The organism is Sandarakinorhabdus limnophila DSM 17366 (genome assembly GCF_945882885.1).
GTDB classification, from domain to species: domain Bacteria; phylum Pseudomonadota; class Alphaproteobacteria; order Sphingomonadales; family Sphingomonadaceae; genus Sandarakinorhabdus; species Sandarakinorhabdus limnophila_A.
Window position 1 is genome coordinate 34,604 of sequence record NZ_CAMCWT010000013.1, and the last position, 15,572, is coordinate 50,175.

The following is a 15,572-nucleotide window of genomic DNA, read 5'->3' on the forward strand; positions in this document are numbered from 1 at the left end:
GATCTCAGATCTCGACCTGAGAGCCCAGCTCCACCACCCGGTTGGTGGGCAGCTTGAAGAAGTCCATCGCGCTTTCGGCGTTGCGCATCATCCAGCTGAACAGATGCTCGCGCCAGATCGCCATCCCGGGCTTGTCGCTGGCCAGCAGGGTCTGGCGGGAGAGGAAGAAGCTGGTTTCCATCATCTTCAGCTTCGGTCCGCAGTTTTCGACCTTTTTCAACACGGCTGGAATGTCGATTTCCTGCATGAAGCCATAGCGGATGAGGATGCGATAGAAGCCGCCACCCAGATCCTTCACGCCAATGCGATCCTCGTCCGATACATAGGGCACCTCATCGATCACCACGGTCAGGATCATGATGCGTTCGTGCAGGATCTTGTTGTGTTTCAGATTGTGCAGCAGCGCCTGCGGCACGCCCACCGGTGATGTGGTCATGAAGACGGCGGTGCCCGGCACGCGGGTGGCAGCCGCCGCGGCGGACTTGATGAACACCTCCATCGGCATCGAGCTGTCACGCAGCCGTTTCTGCATCAGCGCGCGGCCGCGCGACCAGGTGGTGAGGCCGGTGAAGCCGATGATGCCGATCACCAGCGGGAACCATCCGCCATCAGGCACCTTGGTCAGGTTGGACGCGAAATAGGCGAAATCGACGATGAGGAAGATCGCCAGCAGCGGGGCCGCCCACCACGCCGGCCAGCGCCAGATGGTGAGCACCAGCACGCCGACCAGCAGCGTATCGATCAGCATCGTGCCGGTGACGGCAATGCCATAGGCGGCAGCAAGGTTGGAGGAGGACTGGAAGGCCAGCACCAGGAACATCACCAGCACCAGAAGCGTCCAGTTCACTGCCGGGATGTAGATCTGCCCAAAGGCGGAAGCCGAGGTGTGGACGATCTTCATGCGCGGCAGGAAGCCGAGCTGGATGGCCTGCATCGTGACCGAGAAGGCACCCGAAATCACCGCCTGCGATGCGATGATGGTGGCCAGTGTTGCCAGCACCACCAGCGGCAGCCGCGCCCATTCCGGCGCCATCAGGAAGAAGGGATTGGCCACGGCTTCGGGGTGGGCGGTGAGCAGCGCACCCTGGCCGAGATAGTTGATCATCAGCGCTGGCAGCACGAGGGCGAACCAGGCCAGCCTGATGGGGTTGCGGCCGAAATGGCCCATGTCAGCATAGAGCGCTTCGGCGCCGGTCACCGCCAGCACGACGCTGCCCAGCGCAAGGAAGGCTGCGCCCGGCATGGCGATGATGAACTGCAGCGCATACCATGGGTTCAGCGCCCACAGGATGGCCGGATTGGCAATGATGTTGCTGATCCCCAGCACCGCCAGCGTGGCGAAATAGATCAGCACGATGGGGCCGAAGATGGCGCCCACCTTGGCAGTGCCGCGGCTCTGAAACAGGAACAGGCCGAGCAGGATGGCGATGGCGATGGGCACCACCAGCGGCTGCATCCGTGCTTCAACGACGGTGATACCTTCCACCGCCGACAGCACCGACATCGCCGGCGTGATGATGGCATCGCCGAAGAACAGCGCCGTGGCCATCACGCCCAGCAGCACCAGTTGTGCCGAGCGTGTGTCGCCGGGGGACAGGCGCGAGATGAGGGCGATAAGGGCGAGGCTGCCGCCTTCGCCGCGATTATCGGCCCGCATGATGACGGAGACATATTTCAGCGTCACCACCAGCATCATCGTCCAGAAGATCAGCGAGATGACGCCATAGATGCTGACCGTGGACAACCCCAGCGGATGGTGGCCCGCAAAGGTTTCCTTGAAGGCATAAAGCGGGCTGGTGCCGATATCGCCGAACACCACGCCAACGGCACCAACCGCCAGCTTCAGCAGCGATTGTTGATGCCCGTTGTGGTCAGCGTGAGTGGCCGCATCCGAAGATGCACCCTGGTTCGACATGGAAGATGCCCGACCGTTGAATAGACGCGGCGAGGTAGCACAGGGCCGGCTGTGCTGCAATGCGGCATCGGTGGGGCAGGGCATGCGCCAGACTGGCGGCTGCCCCCCGCACGCGCTATGGCTGGCCGCAGACGGAGTCTGAACCAGGGGAGCCTGAACCATGCGCATCGCCTTTCTGCTCTATGATCAGCTCACCCAGCTCGACATGACCGGCCCGGCCCAGGTGCTGAGCCGCATGCCGGGCGCGCAAGTGGAGTATGTCGCCAAGACCATGGATCCGGTGATGAGCGATTGCCGACTGGCGCTGATGCCAACGCTCACCCTGGCTGAATCGGGCCAGTTCGATCTGCTATGCGTGCCCGGCGGCTATGGCTGTTCGGCTGTAATGAATGACGAGGAGACACTGGGCTGGCTGCGCGTGCAGGCACCGGGGCTAAAATGGCTCACCAGTGTGTGCACGGGATCCCTAATCCTGGCTGCCGCCGGCCTGCTGAAGGGCCGCAAGGCTGCCTGTCACTGGGCCTGGGGCGATTATCTGCCGCTGTTCGACGCCGAATGGGTTGCGGAACGCACCGTTTTTGATGGCAACATCATCACCGCCGGCGGCGTGACCAGCGGCATCGATTTCGCTTTCCGGGTGCTGGATCATCTGCACGGGCCCGACGTGGCCGCCACCATCCGGCTGGCATTGGAATATGATCCGGAAAGCCATGAGGGCGGCACGCCTGCTTCGGCACAAGCCGATATCGTGGCCAATGTGCGGGCCATCACCGCCCAGCGCCTGGGCCACCGCGATGCCGAAATGCGGGCTGCTGCCGCCCGCCTGAAGGGAGAAAATCCATGAACCGCCTTATTCTGATTGCCGCGCTGCTTGGCGCAACCCCGGCGCTGGCCGTGCCGACGCCAGTGACCGTGCGGGTGTTGAGCCAGGGCGCCAAGTTCATTGGCACCGGCATGGGCAGCGTGGATGTCGTCCTGGCCGATGCCGCCACCGGCGCCAAGCTGGCCGAGGGGCATATCGACGGCGGCACCGGTGACACCGCGAAGATCATGCCCGGCAGCCCGCGGGGCACGCCGATGGCGGATGACAAGTCGGCGCACTTCACCACCAGCATCGACATCAGCGAGCCCCGGGAAATCCGGGTGGTGATCATGGGTCCGATGAAGCCGGCCGGCGTGGCGGTGTCCAAGGCCGAAACCCGCTGGCTAATCCCCGGCCAACCGGTGGTGGGCGATGGCTGGGTGGTGGAATTGCCCGGCCTGGCGCTCACGGCGCGGCGCGAGGGCGGCCAAGTGGTGGCTGATGTATCGATGCTGTGCGGCTGCCCGATCGCGCCGGGCACGCTGTGGGATGAGAAGCGGTTCGAGGTGAAGGCCTGGTCAGTCGGCGCTGCGGTGCCGTTGCAGTGGGCCGGGCAGACCGGGCGTTTTGCCGGCGCCGTTCCGGCCGGTGCCGTTTGGGTGACGGCGGTCGACACATTTTCAGGCGCCACCAGCGCCGCGAAAATCACCCCAGCCGCAAAGCCCTGATCGCAACGGGGACGCCGGCCAGTGCAATGGCGGCATCGGCGAAGCGCAGCCGCAACACCTCTCCGGCGAGCGCGGCACCATCTTCGAATGCACTGTCCCAGGGGATGAATGACCACATCGCCAACCCGCCATAGGCAAGGGCCAGCGCCGCCAATGGCCGATCCCGGGTTGTTCGCCAGCGCAGCGCCACCACCACGGCGGCCGGCACGACAACGAACAGAACCATGAACTCGCTGATCTCCAAGGCCTGCAGCGGCTGCGGCGCCGGGAGATCGCCTGGCCATTCGCGCATCCGCCAGCCCAGCCAGCCGTAGAGCCCGGCCATGGCGATTTCCGCCAGCATCCACAGGCGCAACAACGCATCTGCAGGTGAAAGATTGGCAGGCGACATGCCGAGCCCATAGCGCGACGACCCGCGCGGTGCGAGGCTTGCGCGCTGCAACACCGCGCGCCACCTGTGTTATGATGCTGTGATTCAGAAGGAACCGACTCATGGCCAATCCGCTTGCCCGCTTTGCCGTTCGTGCCGTTGCCGCAGCCGCCAGCCGCCAGATTGCGGCGCGCGTATCGGGATCGCACCTCGGTCCAATCGGCAATGTGGCCGCCGTCGCGCTGCCATTCGCGCTGCGCCGCGTCTCGCCGCTGGGCCTCGCCGCCATGGCGGTGGGGGCATGGGGGCTGGGCCAGTTGGCGAAAGCAGCCCCGGTTGAAGCCGCGCCGGAACCGCAACCTGAAGCCCCGCGCGCACCGCTTGTGACTCCGCCGCCGATCGCCTGGAGCCCGCCGTCTGACGCCTTCTGATTGAACTCTCCCCGGCTGCCGGCTATCCGGAGGCTCAAAGGGGAGAAGTTCATGGCTCGTTTCATTTCACTCATTGCGCTGGCTGCTGCGCTGGCCGTACCCGCCTTCGCCCAAACCGCCGACAAGCCGGCTGAAAAGGCTGCCGAAGCCAGCCCAACCCCCAACCGCGTCGTCGCCAAGCGCAGCGGCACCTTTGGCGGTGTGAAGATGAATTATACCGCCGTGGTTGGCGAAACCTTCCTGTAGGACAAGGAGGGCAAGCCCACCGCCGCCATCTTCTCCACCACCTATCTGAAGGACAATCCGGAGCCGAACCGCCCGGTGTTCTTCCTGTTCAACGGCGGGCCTGGTTCTGGCAGCCTGTGGCTGCACATGGGTGCCTTTGGCCCGAAGCGGGTGAACATCCCCGATGCCAAGGACGACGGCGCCCCGCCCTATGACATCAGCGACAACCCCGAATCGTTGCTCGATGTCGCCGATCTGGTGTTCATCGATCCGGTCGGTACCGGCTGGAGCCATGCCCTGGGCAAGACTGATCCCAAGGACTTCTGGGGCGTTAACAGCGATGCCAAGTCCGTCGCAGAGTTCATCCGCCTGTGGCTGAACGAGCACAACCGCTGGAACGCGCCCAAGTTCCTCGGCGGCGAATCCTATGGCACCACCCGCTCGGCCGCCGTGGCCTATGAGTTGAACCGGCAATATAATGATGTCGCGTTCAACGGCGTCATCCTCATTTCCGCCATCCTCGATTTCGGTCTGGAGGCCGAGGATGAAGGCAACGAGATGCAATATATGGGCTTGGCTCCCAGCTATGCTGCCGCCGCCTGGTATCACGACAAGATCCCGAACAAGCCCGCCAGCGTCGAAGCGTGGGTGGCCGAAGCCCGCGCCTTTGCCAGCGGCGCCTACATCACCGCGCTGATCAAGGGGAACAGCCTCCCCGCCGCCGAACGCGCCGCCATCCGCAAGGAACTGGCCCGCTTCACCGGCCTGTCGGAAACCTATCTGGAACAAGCCAATCTGCGTGTCACGCCCGGCCGCTTCTACAAGGAACTGCTGCGCGATCGCGGCCTCACCATCGGCCGCCTCGATGCCCGCTATACCGGCAAGGATTATGACAATGCCGGCGAAGGGCCCGATAACGATCCCAGCTTCTACGGCATTGATGCCTCCTACCCGGCGGCCGTGAACGCCTATCTGCGCGGCGATATCGGTTACAAGACCGATCGCAGCTACGTCTCCATCGGAGGCGTCGGCCCGTGGGACTGGCGCCTGGGCAATGGCCGCGATGCCTATGTCAACGTCGCCCCCGGCCTCGCCCGCACCTTGCGTGAAAACAGCAAGACGAAGGTCTGGGTCGGCCAAGGCTGGTATGATTTCGCCACGCCGTTCCACTTCGCCGAATATTCGATGAACCGACCCGGCTGGCCCGAAGGCCGCACCGAATTCCATTACTATGACGCCGGTCACATGATGTATGTGCGCGGCCAGGATCGACTGAAACTGTCCAATGATCTGAGGGACTTCATCCGCCGTCAGAAGTGAAGCCAAGGCGGAAAGGAATGAGGAGGCCTCCGGCGGGCAGGGGCTGAGCCCCTGCACCCACGTTCGTTTTCGGGTGCGCTGTTTGGCGGGTGCGTCCCATTCGAGGTGCACGGGTTGATTGTGATCGTGCATGGACGCGGATCACTGAGACCAGGGCGAACGATCAGTTTGAGTTGGCTGGCCGAATGATCTTCATGATCTGATCGGCGATTTGCTCGGGCGCCAGGATGAAATCCACGCACCCGCTGGCAATGGCGCTGTCGGGCATGTCGGGCTGTCCCGCTGAGGCCGGCAATTGCGCAATCGTCGTTCCCCCGCAGTTTCGGATGGCGCACAAGGCGTCGGCACCGTCGCCATCGTAACCTGACACGATCACCGCAACCAGCCTGCCATGCCAGTGCTCGGTCAAAGAGCGGAGGAAGACGGTGATGACATCGGGCCATCCTCTCGGCTTGGAGATGGGCTTCAGCCGAAATTCGCCGTTCAGGACATGCAAATCCCGCTGGGATGGGATGATGAACACATGGTTCGGCCGGATATCGAGACCTTCGGTAATCAGCTCGACAGGCATGGCGGTATAGTTCGGCAGAATTTCGTGCAGATGGGTTGAAACCGTCCGCAGGTGGTTCACGATCACAATCGCCGCCCCGAGATCGGGCGGCAGATTCTGGAGCAAGCGTTGATAGGCGTCTTGTCCACCCGCCGACCCCCCCACGCAGATAACTGGCACGTCCTGCGCAATCATTGTGTGTGCGCCCTCCTCTGCATTGCTTGATCTCAGGCTCATCAGATTAGCGACGGGTGCGTTGTCATCGCAGCCGTGGAGTCTACCCATGGCGAAGAGCCCATGGCATAGCAGCCGGATCATGTCCGGGCTGACGTGTGGAAGGTGAGGGGTGCTCGAGAATAAACGGGTGCAGGGACGGGTCCCTGCCCGCCGGAGGCCCTCTTGCTTAGCCCGGATATCGCGTTGCAATCATCGCCCATGATCGCCGAGCCATTTCGGCGAGCACGTCCATATCGATATCGGCCAGTTTCTTGATGTAGAGGCACGACACCCCGGTTGTCGCCTTGCCCAGCCCGGCCAGCAGGTCGGCCTGGCCGTCGAAGCCGTCCATCAGATAGACGACGTGGTTCGCCTTGCGCGGGGAGAAGCCGAGGCGGGGCCAGGTGCCGGTGCGGCCGGAGGCATAGGTGTAATCATAGATGCCATAGCCGATGATGCTGCTGCCCCACAGCACGGGTGGGCAGCCGGCGACTGTTTCGAGCAGGGCGGCCAGGCCCAAGGCTTCTTCGCGGCGGCGGGCGGGTTCAAGGGCGGCGAGGAAGGCCGGAACGCTGGCATCGGTGGGTAATGTCTTTGGTGTGTCGGCCACGGTAACTCCCCCGCTTGCGTTGCGGGAGCTTAGCAAATAGGCGCGCAACCACAACGTGAGGGAATGACGATGGCTGATTCGATCAACAAGGTGGTGCTGGCCTATTCGGGCGGGCTGGATACCAGCGTGATCCTGAAGTGGCTGCAGACGGAATATCAGTGCGAGGTCGTCACCTTCACCGCCGATCTGGGCCAAGGTGAAGAGCTGGAGCCGGCGCGGGCCAAGGCGCTGCTGCTCGGCATCAAGCCGGAGAATATCTTCATCGACGATCTGCGCGAAGAGTTCGTGAAGGATTACGTCTTTCCGATGATGCGCGCCAACGCGCTGTATGAAGGCCTGTATCTGCTCGGCACGTCGATCGCGCGGCCGCTGATTGCCAAGCGCCAGATCGAGATTGCCAAGATGACGGGTGCCGATGCCGTGTCCCACGGGGCGACGGGCAAGGGCAATGACCAGGTGCGGTTTGAGCTGGGCTATTATGCGCTGGCGCCCGATATCCGCATCATCGCGCCGTGGCGGGAATGGAATCTGACCAGCCGTGAAGCGCTGATCGCCTTTGCCGAACAGCACCAGATCCCGGTGGCGAAGGACAAGCGCGGGGAGAGCCCGTTCTCGACCGATGCCAACCTGCTGCACACGTCATCCGAGGGCAAGGTTCTCGAAGATCCATGGGAAGAAGTGCCGGATTATGTCTACAGCCGCACCGATCACCCGGAAGACGCGCCGGATGCGCCGGAGTATATCACCGTCGATTTCCAGAGCGGCGATGCGGTGGCGATCAATGGCGAAGGGCTGAGCCCGGCGACCCTGCTGGCGAAGCTGAACGAGCTGGGCAAGCGCCATGGCATTGGTCGGCTCGATCTGCTGGAAAACCGGTTCGTCGGCATGAAATCGCGCGGCATGTACGAAACGCCGGGCGGCACCATCCTGCACATCGCGCATCGCGGCATCGAACAGATCACGCTCGATCGCGGCGCGGCGCATCTGAAGGATGAGTTGATGCCGAAATATGCTGAGCTGCTGTATAACGGCTTCTGGTTCAGCCCGGAGCGCGAGATGCTGCAGGCCGCCATCGATCACAGCCAGGACAAGGTGACCGGCACGGTGCGGCTGAAGCTGTACAAGGGAAATGTGGGCGTGGTGGGGCGCAAATCGCCCTACAGCCTCTATTCGGCCGGCATCGTCACCTTCGAGGATGACCGCGGCGCTTATGACCAGCGCGATGCGGCCGGCTTCATCAAGCTGAATGCGCTGCGGCTGCGCCTGCTGGGACGGCGCGACGGGCGCTGAGCCCTGCGGTTTTGATTGCTGCTGACTGATTGACGCGTCGCAAAGGGGTGGGGCCATGCGGCGTCTGCGCCGTATGGCGGGCTTTGCCATGCGCTTCAAAGTTCGGATGTGATCAGCAGCCAGTCCTGAAGGGCCCAACCCGGTCATGCCGATTGCCGGCTTCGGGCCGATCGGCTCGGCTTGCTGGCAGGCCGGCGCCGGGTCGGGAATCTTTACACACACGCTGAATGGGATGGGCCACGGCTTCAGGCCAAGCCTGAACGGCGCGCTGTTAACCAATTTATAATTTTCACGTCAGAAGTTTTAAGGCATAATGAATGTGACACGCCATTCTGGTCATTTCGAGGGCCAAAGCGATCAAAATGACCGACTTTCAGGCTCCGACCTGGAAGGACCGGGCGCTGAACCGCAGCGTCCGACTTGTCGGCATAATTTACATCCATTTTGGATTGACCATTTGCGTAATGGTCATAACGTCTTGAAACCCAAACAGAAATCGTGAAACATCCATTTTGGCATGCTGTTTGCATGGCGGGCTGCGTATCAAAGGGAGATTTCGATGCGTATCCTGACTGCTCTTGCTGCTGCCGCCGTGATGGCCATGCCGGCGTCTGCCGTGACCATCTTCAGCCAGAATTTCGATACGGTGCCGCGTGCCAACAACACCACCAACGTGCCCGGCTTCACGGTCACGGGCGGTGTTGATGTCATCAGCAGCGGCACGGCGGGCGTGCTGTGCGTCGGTGCGGCCGGTCGCTGCCTCGATCTCGTCGGTTCGCCGAACGTCGGTTCGATCACGTCCGATCCGATCGCTTTCAACGCTGGTCGCGTGATCACGGTGTCGTTCGCTGTCAGCGGCAACCCGCGCGCTGGCACCCCGGCCGACATCTTCAACTTCGCCCTGGGCTTCACCGATCCCGAAAACATCGCCGTGTTCACGCTGATCTCGGGCTTCCAGGGTTCGTACGGCAGCACTGGCCCGGGCATCTCCACCATGGGCACCTACACTGAGTCGCTGGTCCGCAATCGCCCGTTCGTCAGCTATGCGCTGTCGTTCGTCCCGACCAGCGCCGGTTCGCTGTTCGCTGCTGCTCACCTTTGGCGGTGCTGGCCCGAATGACTCGGCCGGTCCGATCATCGACAACATCCTGGTCGACAGCGCGGTTCCGGAACCGGCCAGCTGGCTGATGCTGATTGCCGGCTTCGGCATGGTCGGCATCGCTGCCCGCCGTCGTCGCAGCAGCGTTGCTGCCTGATCCGGCAAGGGTCGGTTCTTCCGGCCCTGGTCGACAAGAACGGGCGCCGCTCCACCGGAGCGGCGCCCTTTTTCTGTCTGCTGTCTACCAGGGGATGTTGCTGCCCTTGTAGTCGACATAGACCTGACCGGGCGGGTGCGCCGCAGCGATCACATCGGCCAGGCCCTTCACGCTGGTGGCGACATCGATATCGGCATCGGCACCGCCCATGTCGGTCTTCACCCAGCCCGGGTGCAGGTTGAGCACGGCAACGGCGCGGCAGCCGATATCCTGCACGGCAAAGCCCCGGCTCAGGCTGTTGAGCGCCGCCTTCGAGGCGCTGTAGAGTTCGGCATAGCCGTGCGTGCGGCCGCCCACCGAACCCAGGATCGAGGTCATGAAGCCGATTGAGCCGCCTTCCTTCACCAGTGGCAGCAGGATGCGGCCGGCGCGGATCGGGGCGATGGCGTTGGTCCAGAACAACTGCGTCATGGCATCACGGCTCACGGTGCTGGCGGTATCGGCGCGGCCAACGGTGATACCAGCGTTGATCAGCACATGATCGAACGTCCTGCCAGCCAGGTTGGCGGCCAGCGCCGTCACCGTGTCGTTATCGTCGATATCCACGGTTGCCACTTGCGCGCCGGTGGCGGCCAGGGCGAGGGACGGGCTGCGCTGGGTGGCTACTACGTCCCAGCCGCGGCCGATCAGTTCGGCCGTGAGGCCAAGGCCGATGCCGCGCGAGGCACCGATGATGAGGGCTGAGGGCATGGTCGAGTCTCCTGTAGTTGCAGGAGTCAGTCTGGCCCGCGCCGTTTGATCTGTCGAGCAATCCCGGCTGTTACAGCCCAAAGCTCTGCTTGATGCCGTCGATCACGAATTGCGCCGCCAGCGCCGCCAGCACCACGCCCAACAGGCGGGTGAGCGCGCCTTCGAACTTGGCGCCCATCAGCTTCATCATCGGGCCTGCTGCAAGCAGGCAGAGCAGGGTGAGCAGCAGCACGGTAACCAGAGCGCCCAGCACCACGGCTTCCTGGGTGACATCGCCATCGGTGCGCGCCGACAGCAGCATCACCGACGCGATCGATCCCGGCCCGGCCAGCATCGGAATGGCCATTGGAAAGACCGAGATATCTTCTTCCTCCAGCGGCTTGCCAGCGGCATCGGCGGCGGATTTCACCCCTTCGGCACGCGTTTCGCGGCGCTGGGTGCGCTTTTCGAACACCATGTCGATGGCAATCACGAACACCATCAGGCCGCCGGCGATCTTGAAGGCGGGCAGGGTGATGCCCAGCGCCGACAGAAACGCCTCGCCCCCCAACGCAAACGCGATCAGCACGCCCGCCGCGATCAGGCTGGACCGCACCGCCATGTCGCGGCGGTGCTTGGGGGTGGTGCCGGCGGTGAGGCTGGAAAAGATCGGCACGCAGCCCGGCGGATCGATCACCACGAACAGGGTGACAAACGCCGAGATGAACAGCTGGACCAGCGGGCCGTTGAGCGAAAGATCGGTCACGCGCCAGCCCGGGCGCGCGCGGCCTTCAACGTGTTGGCCAGCAGGCAGGCGATGGTCATCGGGCCAACGCCGCCGGGCACCGGAGTGATCCAGCCGGCGCGAGCCATGGCGCCTTCGAAATCGATGTCGCCCACAAGGCGCGTCTTGCCATCGGGCAAGGCGATGCGGTTGATGCCGACATCGATCAGGCAGGCGCCGGGCTTGATCCATTCGCCCTTCACCATGCCGGGGATGCCAACAGCGGCCACGACGATATCGGCGCGCGCCACGTGGCCGGCCAGATCGCGGGTGCGGCTGTGGGCAACGGTAACGGTGGCGCTGGCGTTGGTCAGCAGCGCGGCCATCGGCTTGCCGACCAGGATCGAACGGCCGATCACCACGGCTTCCGCTCCGGTGATGTTGCCCAAGGCTTCCTTGATCAGCAGCATGCAGCCCGACGGCGTGCACGGCACCAACCCGTCGCGGCCACTGACCAGCAGGCCGGTGTTGATCGGGTGCAGGCCATCGACATCCTTGGCCGGATCGATGGCCGCAATCACGCGATCACTGTCGATATGTTTCGGCAGCGGCATCTGGACGAGGATGCCATCCACTGCAGGTTCGGCGTTCAATGTGGCCACCAGGGCGAGCAGATCGGCCTCGCTGGTATCGGCGGGCAGGCGATGTTCGCCCGAGATCATCACGGCCTCGCGCGTGGCCTTGCCCTTGGAGCCGACATAGACCGCGCTGGCCGGATCATCGCCAACCAGCACGACGGTGAGCCCCGGTGCGCGGCCATGGGCGGCCACGAACGCGGCCACCCCAGTCGCCACTTCGGCGCGCAGGGCGGCGGCGCGGGCCTTGCCGTCAATCAGCACAGCACTCATTGCAGCAGCCTTGTCGAATCCAGCACCAGCGCCGGCACAAGGATCTGCAAGCCGCGCAGCAGCAGCCACAGTACCAGCGGTGACAAATCGATGCCGCCGAAATCCGGCAGGATGCGGCGGATCGGGCGCACCATCGGGCCATAGATCTTGTCCAGCGCGTCCAGCACGCCGCTGACAAAGCGGTTGCGGGTGTTGACCACGTTGAAGGCGACCAGCCAGCTGGAGATCGCCCACACGATCAGACCCCAGATCACCACTTCGGTGATCATGGTGAAGATATTCACGAAGGCGACGATGGTATTATCCATGGCCGTGGCCCTTACAGACCGCGACTGCTTCCCGCAATGGAGAGTGGCAAAATCGCGCCCCCTAAGGCAGAAAATCCCCGGGGAGGACCGGCATGGACAGCAATTTCACGACCTTGGCGGCGTTGACCGGGCATCATGCCGCCAGCGCGCCGAATAAGCCGGCCATTCGGGTGGACGGCGCGGTGTGGAGCTATGGCGATCTGCATGAACGTGTGCTGCAAACGGTGGCGGCGCTGCGTAGCGCCGGGGTGGGCAGGGGCGATCGGGTTGGCTGGCTGGCGCTGAACCATCCCGATTATGTCACGCTGATGTGCGCCTGTTTCCGGCTGGGTGCGGTGCTGGTGGCGATCAATGCCCGGCTGGTGGCGCGCGAAATCGCCTATATCCTGTCGGATGCGGGCATCGGCATCATCGTTTCGGAAACCGGTTTCCTGCCGCTGGTGGACGAAGCGCGAGCCACGACCGATCTGAAGACCGTGATCCTGCTCGATGCGTCGTTCGAGCACCGCCCGGCCTTTGCCGAGTGGATTGCGGGCCATGCCGCTGATGATTTCATGCCCGCCATCACCCCGGATGATGTCGCGCTGCAGCTTTACACCAGCGGCACCACCGGCTTTCCCAAGGGCGGGCTGCTCAGCCACCGTCAGCTGCTCGGCACCATCGAAAAGGGCCGGCTGACCGGGGAGGATTGGGGCCGCTGGGACGAACATGACGTGGCGCTGGTCGCCATGCCGCTGTTCCACATCGGTGGCAGCGGCTGGGCGCTGCACGCGCTGGAGGCCGGCGCCACGATGGTGATTTTGCCGCGCCCCGATGTGCCGGGCATGGTGAACGCCATCGCCAGGGAACGCATCACCCGCATGTTTGCCGTTCCGGCCGTGCTGCTGGCCCTCTGCCAGTATCTGGAAGCCGTGCCGGCCGATCTCACCGCCATGACCGAGCTTTACTATGGTGCCTCGCCGATTCCGCTTGATGTGCTGCGCCGGTCGATGGCGGCGTTTCCCAATGCCGGCTTCATCCAGTGCTATGGCGCCACCGAAACCTGCGGCACGGTCGTCTATTTGCCGCCTTATGATCATGATCCCGCCGGCAACGCCCGCATGCGCGGTTGCGGCAAGCCGTTTCCTGGCAACCAAGTGAAGATCATCGACGGCGATGGCCACGAACTGGCGTCGGGGCAGGTAGGCGAGATCTGCATCAAGTCGGTGAGCGTGATGAGCGGTTATCATGGCAAACCCGAAGCCACCGCCAAGGCCGTGGTGGACGGCTGGTATCTGACGGGGGACGCTGGCTACCTGGATGCCGATGGCTATCTTTATATCCACGACCGCGTGAAGGACATGATCGTTTCGGGCGCGGAGAATATCTATCCGGCCGAAGTGGAAAACGCCCTTCACGAGCACCCGGCGGTGGCCGATTGTGCCGTGATCGGCGTGCCGGATGACAAGTGGGGCGAGGCAGTGAAGGCGATCGTGGTGAAGAAGCACGATGTGACGCCGGAGGAGCTGATCGCCTTCGCCCGGGAACGCATAGCCGGGTTCAAGGTCCCAAAATCGGTGGACTTCATTGCTGAACTGCCGCGCAATCCCAGCGGCAAGATCCTGAAGAAGGACCTGCGTGAGCCGTTCTGGGCCGGGCGGGAGCGCAAGGTGAACTGACGCAAAAAGGGGCAGCATGACCGCGTGGCCGGGCTGCCCCCAATTTGTTCAGCAGTTGCCGTTATTTCGGCTGCTGCATGTCCTTGCCAACTTCTTCGATGGCCTCGCCAGTGTTCTGTTTGGCCTCGGCTGCAGATGCAGCGGCCTTGTCGCCCGCCTTCTCCATGGCATCGCTGGCGTTTTCGCCGGCCTTGTCGATGGCAGCGCTGGCATTGTCACCGGCCTTTTCGATCGCGTCACCGGCCTTTTCGGCATTAGCAGCGGTATCATCGGCGGCCGAATTGGCGGCTTCGTTGGTTTCTTCCTTCCTTGGTCGTCTGCGAACAGGCAGCCAAAGCAAGTGATGCAGCACCAAGAATCAAGATGCGGATGAATGTTTTCATGAGCTTTTACTCCTCAGACCGAAGATTGGTCACGTCGGGTGTTGCCCAGTCAAAGCGTAACAAAATGATCATTGTATCATGATTCTGATCTTATACCCCATCAATTCGCTAGGACTGGTCGCGTTCACTCAGGTGATGCGGCCGATCCTGCCAGGATTCCGCCATCAATGTGGAATTCGCTGCCGGTCACATAGGCGCTTTCATCGTTGGCGAGATAGGCGGCCATGGCGGCGACTTCGTCTGCCGTGCCAAAGCGTTTCAGCGGCGTATCGGCGACGAAGGCCTTCATCGTTGCTTCGCGCTCGGCCGGCGTTGTGCCCAGCATCGGTTCCCACATCGGTGTCATGATCGCGGCCGGGTGGATGGAATTGCAGCGGATGGCCAGCCCCTGCTGCGCGCACCACAAGGCCACCGATTTGCTGTGGTTCCTGACTGCCGCCTTGGAACTGGCATAGGCTGCCGCCGCCGGGATACCGACGATCCCGGAGCGTGACGAGATATTGATGCTGCTGCCCTTGCCCGCCGGCCGCATCGCCCGGATCGCGGCGCGGCAGCCGAGGAAGGTGCCATCAAGATTCACGGCGTGGACATGCCGCCAATCGGCCAGGCTGGCATGTTTGGGATCATGCGCGGCCGGCGCGCCTTCGAACCCGGTGATGCCAGCGTTGTTGACGAGGATATCGAGCGGGCCGACGTCAGCCATCACCAAATCCCACGCCGCTTCGTCGGTTACATCGAGTAGGGCAAAGTGCCCGCCGATGCTGTCCGCCACGGCCTTGGCAGCGGGATCGATATCGGTCACCCACACCAACGCCCCTTCCGCGGCAAAGCGGCGGGCGATGGCTTCGCCGATGCCGCGCGCGGCACCGGTGACAAGAGCGGTCTTGCCTTCCAGTCTTCTCATTGCCCTGCTATCGCCCCCGAACAGAAAAACGACAAGATGGAAGAGGGCGACATGCAGACCGTTGGTGTGATTGGCGCAGGCCTGATGGGCAATGGCATCGCCCATGTGGCGGCGCAGGCCGGGTATGATGTCATCCTGTCGGACGTGGCGATGGAGCGCTGCGAAGCGGCCAAGGCGACCATCACGAAGAACATGGCGCGGCAGGTGGGCAAGGGCGTGCTGACGCAGGAACACGCCGATGCGGC

18 protein-coding genes and 1 pseudogene are annotated in these 15,572 nt (G+C 63.5%); 9 read left to right on the top strand and 10 right to left on the bottom strand.

The features are described 5' to 3' along the window. Window positions 1–4: 4 nt before the first annotated feature. Window positions 5–1,915 (bottom strand): potassium transporter Kup, encoded by a 1,911-nt coding sequence (locus Q7O19_RS04515; RefSeq protein ID WP_303808943.1) that lies wholly within the window; start codon window positions 1,913–1,915, stop codon window positions 5–7. A gap of 160 nt (window positions 1,916–2,075) precedes the next feature. On the opposite strand from Q7O19_RS04515, the gene Q7O19_RS04520 reads away from it, so the two are divergent. Both Q7O19_RS04520 and Q7O19_RS04525 read left to right on the top strand, forming a co-directional pair. After that, window positions 2,076–2,759, top strand: a complete 684-nt coding sequence (locus tag Q7O19_RS04520) for a DJ-1/PfpI family protein (protein WP_303808945.1) — start codon at window positions 2,076–2,078, stop codon at window positions 2,757–2,759. After that, on the top strand, window positions 2,756–3,445 hold the full coding sequence (locus Q7O19_RS04525; protein ID WP_303808946.1) for a hypothetical protein: 690 nt from the start codon (window positions 2,756–2,758) through the stop codon (window positions 3,443–3,445). The genes Q7O19_RS04520 and Q7O19_RS04525 overlap by 4 nt, the downstream gene beginning before the upstream one ends. On the opposite strand, the gene Q7O19_RS04530 is transcribed toward Q7O19_RS04525, so the two are convergent. Further along, window positions 3,423–3,890 (bottom strand): hypothetical protein, encoded by a 468-nt coding sequence (locus Q7O19_RS04530; protein WP_303808948.1) that lies wholly within the window; start codon window positions 3,888–3,890, stop codon window positions 3,423–3,425. The genes Q7O19_RS04525 and Q7O19_RS04530 overlap by 23 nt on opposite strands. A gap of 47 nt (window positions 3,891–3,937) precedes the next feature. On the opposite strand from Q7O19_RS04530, the gene Q7O19_RS04535 reads away from it, so the two are divergent. Together Q7O19_RS04535 and Q7O19_RS04540 are read left to right on the top strand one after the other, a co-directional pair. Further along, complete coding sequence (locus Q7O19_RS04535) at window positions 3,938–4,246, top strand: hypothetical protein (protein WP_303808949.1); 309 nt, start codon at window positions 3,938–3,940, stop codon at window positions 4,244–4,246. A gap of 51 nt (window positions 4,247–4,297) precedes the next feature. Further along, window positions 4,298–5,791, top strand: a pseudogene (locus tag Q7O19_RS04540) (S10 family peptidase). Window positions 5,792–5,954: 163 nt separating this feature from the next. On the opposite strand, the gene Q7O19_RS04545 reads toward Q7O19_RS04540, so the two are convergent. Beyond that, window positions 5,955–6,536 carry a chemotaxis protein CheB gene (locus tag Q7O19_RS04545; protein WP_303808951.1) on the bottom strand — a complete coding sequence of 194 codons (582 nt, stop codon included), beginning with the start codon at window positions 6,534–6,536 and terminating at the stop codon, window positions 5,955–5,957. Window positions 6,537–6,744: 208 nt separating this feature from the next. After that, complete coding sequence (locus Q7O19_RS04550) at window positions 6,745–7,167, bottom strand: DUF1801 domain-containing protein (RefSeq protein ID WP_303808953.1); 423 nt, start codon at window positions 7,165–7,167, stop codon at window positions 6,745–6,747. Between the two features lie 69 nt (window positions 7,168–7,236). On the opposite strand from Q7O19_RS04550, the gene Q7O19_RS04555 reads away from it, so the two are divergent. The 3 genes from Q7O19_RS04555 (at window position 7,237) to Q7O19_RS04565 (ending at window position 9,713) form a co-directional block, all read left to right on the top strand. Then, window positions 7,237–8,457 (top strand): argininosuccinate synthase, encoded by a 1,221-nt coding sequence (locus Q7O19_RS04555; protein ID WP_303808954.1) that lies wholly within the window; start codon window positions 7,237–7,239, stop codon window positions 8,455–8,457. 559 nt (window positions 8,458–9,016) lie between these two features. Next, window positions 9,017–9,577: a hypothetical protein gene (locus Q7O19_RS04560; protein WP_303808956.1), complete on the top strand. Its 561-nt coding sequence runs from the start codon at window positions 9,017–9,019 to the stop codon at window positions 9,575–9,577. Beyond that, a complete protein-coding gene (locus tag Q7O19_RS04565; RefSeq protein ID WP_303808957.1) occupies window positions 9,501–9,713 on the top strand; it encodes a PEPxxWA-CTERM sorting domain-containing protein in 213 nt (70 codons plus the stop codon). The genes Q7O19_RS04560 and Q7O19_RS04565 overlap by 77 nt, the downstream gene beginning before the upstream one ends. 84 nt (window positions 9,714–9,797) lie before the next feature. On the opposite strand, the gene Q7O19_RS04570 is transcribed toward Q7O19_RS04565, so the two are convergent. From Q7O19_RS04570 to Q7O19_RS04585, 4 genes are all read right to left on the bottom strand, one after another. Continuing rightward, window positions 9,798–10,463: an SDR family NAD(P)-dependent oxidoreductase gene (locus tag Q7O19_RS04570; RefSeq protein ID WP_303808958.1), complete on the bottom strand. Its 666-nt coding sequence runs from the start codon at window positions 10,461–10,463 to the stop codon at window positions 9,798–9,800. Between the two features lie 70 nt (window positions 10,464–10,533). Continuing rightward, window positions 10,534–11,181: a MarC family protein gene (locus tag Q7O19_RS04575; RefSeq protein ID WP_303808967.1), complete on the bottom strand. Its 648-nt coding sequence runs from the start codon at window positions 11,179–11,181 to the stop codon at window positions 10,534–10,536. 23 nt (window positions 11,182–11,204) lie between these two features. Next, a complete protein-coding gene (gene folD / locus Q7O19_RS04580) occupies window positions 11,205–12,074 on the bottom strand; it encodes a bifunctional methylenetetrahydrofolate dehydrogenase/methenyltetrahydrofolate cyclohydrolase FolD (RefSeq protein WP_303808959.1) in 870 nt (289 codons plus the stop codon). Continuing rightward, window positions 12,071–12,382 (bottom strand): YggT family protein, encoded by a 312-nt coding sequence (locus Q7O19_RS04585; RefSeq protein WP_303808961.1) that lies wholly within the window; start codon window positions 12,380–12,382, stop codon window positions 12,071–12,073. Before Q7O19_RS04585 ends, folD begins: the two co-directional genes overlap by 4 nt. A gap of 92 nt (window positions 12,383–12,474) precedes the next feature. On the opposite strand from Q7O19_RS04585, the gene Q7O19_RS04590 reads away from it, so the two are divergent. After that, complete coding sequence (locus tag Q7O19_RS04590) at window positions 12,475–14,040, top strand: long-chain-fatty-acid--CoA ligase (RefSeq protein WP_303808963.1); 1,566 nt, start codon at window positions 12,475–12,477, stop codon at window positions 14,038–14,040. A 61-nt stretch (window positions 14,041–14,101) separates the two neighbouring features. Here Q7O19_RS04590 and Q7O19_RS04595 read toward each other — a convergent pair whose 3' ends face one another. Beyond that, on the bottom strand, window positions 14,102–14,392 hold the full coding sequence (locus tag Q7O19_RS04595; RefSeq protein WP_303808964.1) for a hypothetical protein: 291 nt from the start codon (window positions 14,390–14,392) through the stop codon (window positions 14,102–14,104). Between the two features lie 155 nt (window positions 14,393–14,547). Continuing rightward, the gene (locus Q7O19_RS04600; RefSeq protein ID WP_303808965.1) at window positions 14,548–15,327 is read right to left on the bottom strand and encodes an SDR family oxidoreductase; all 780 of its coding nucleotides are present in this window, start codon (window positions 15,325–15,327) and stop codon (window positions 14,548–14,550) included. Between the two features lie 51 nt (window positions 15,328–15,378). Here Q7O19_RS04600 and Q7O19_RS04605 point away from each other — a divergent pair. Then, window positions 15,379–15,572 (top strand): 3-hydroxyacyl-CoA dehydrogenase NAD-binding domain-containing protein (locus tag Q7O19_RS04605; RefSeq protein ID WP_303808966.1); only part of this gene is annotated, 194 nt, incomplete at its 3' end.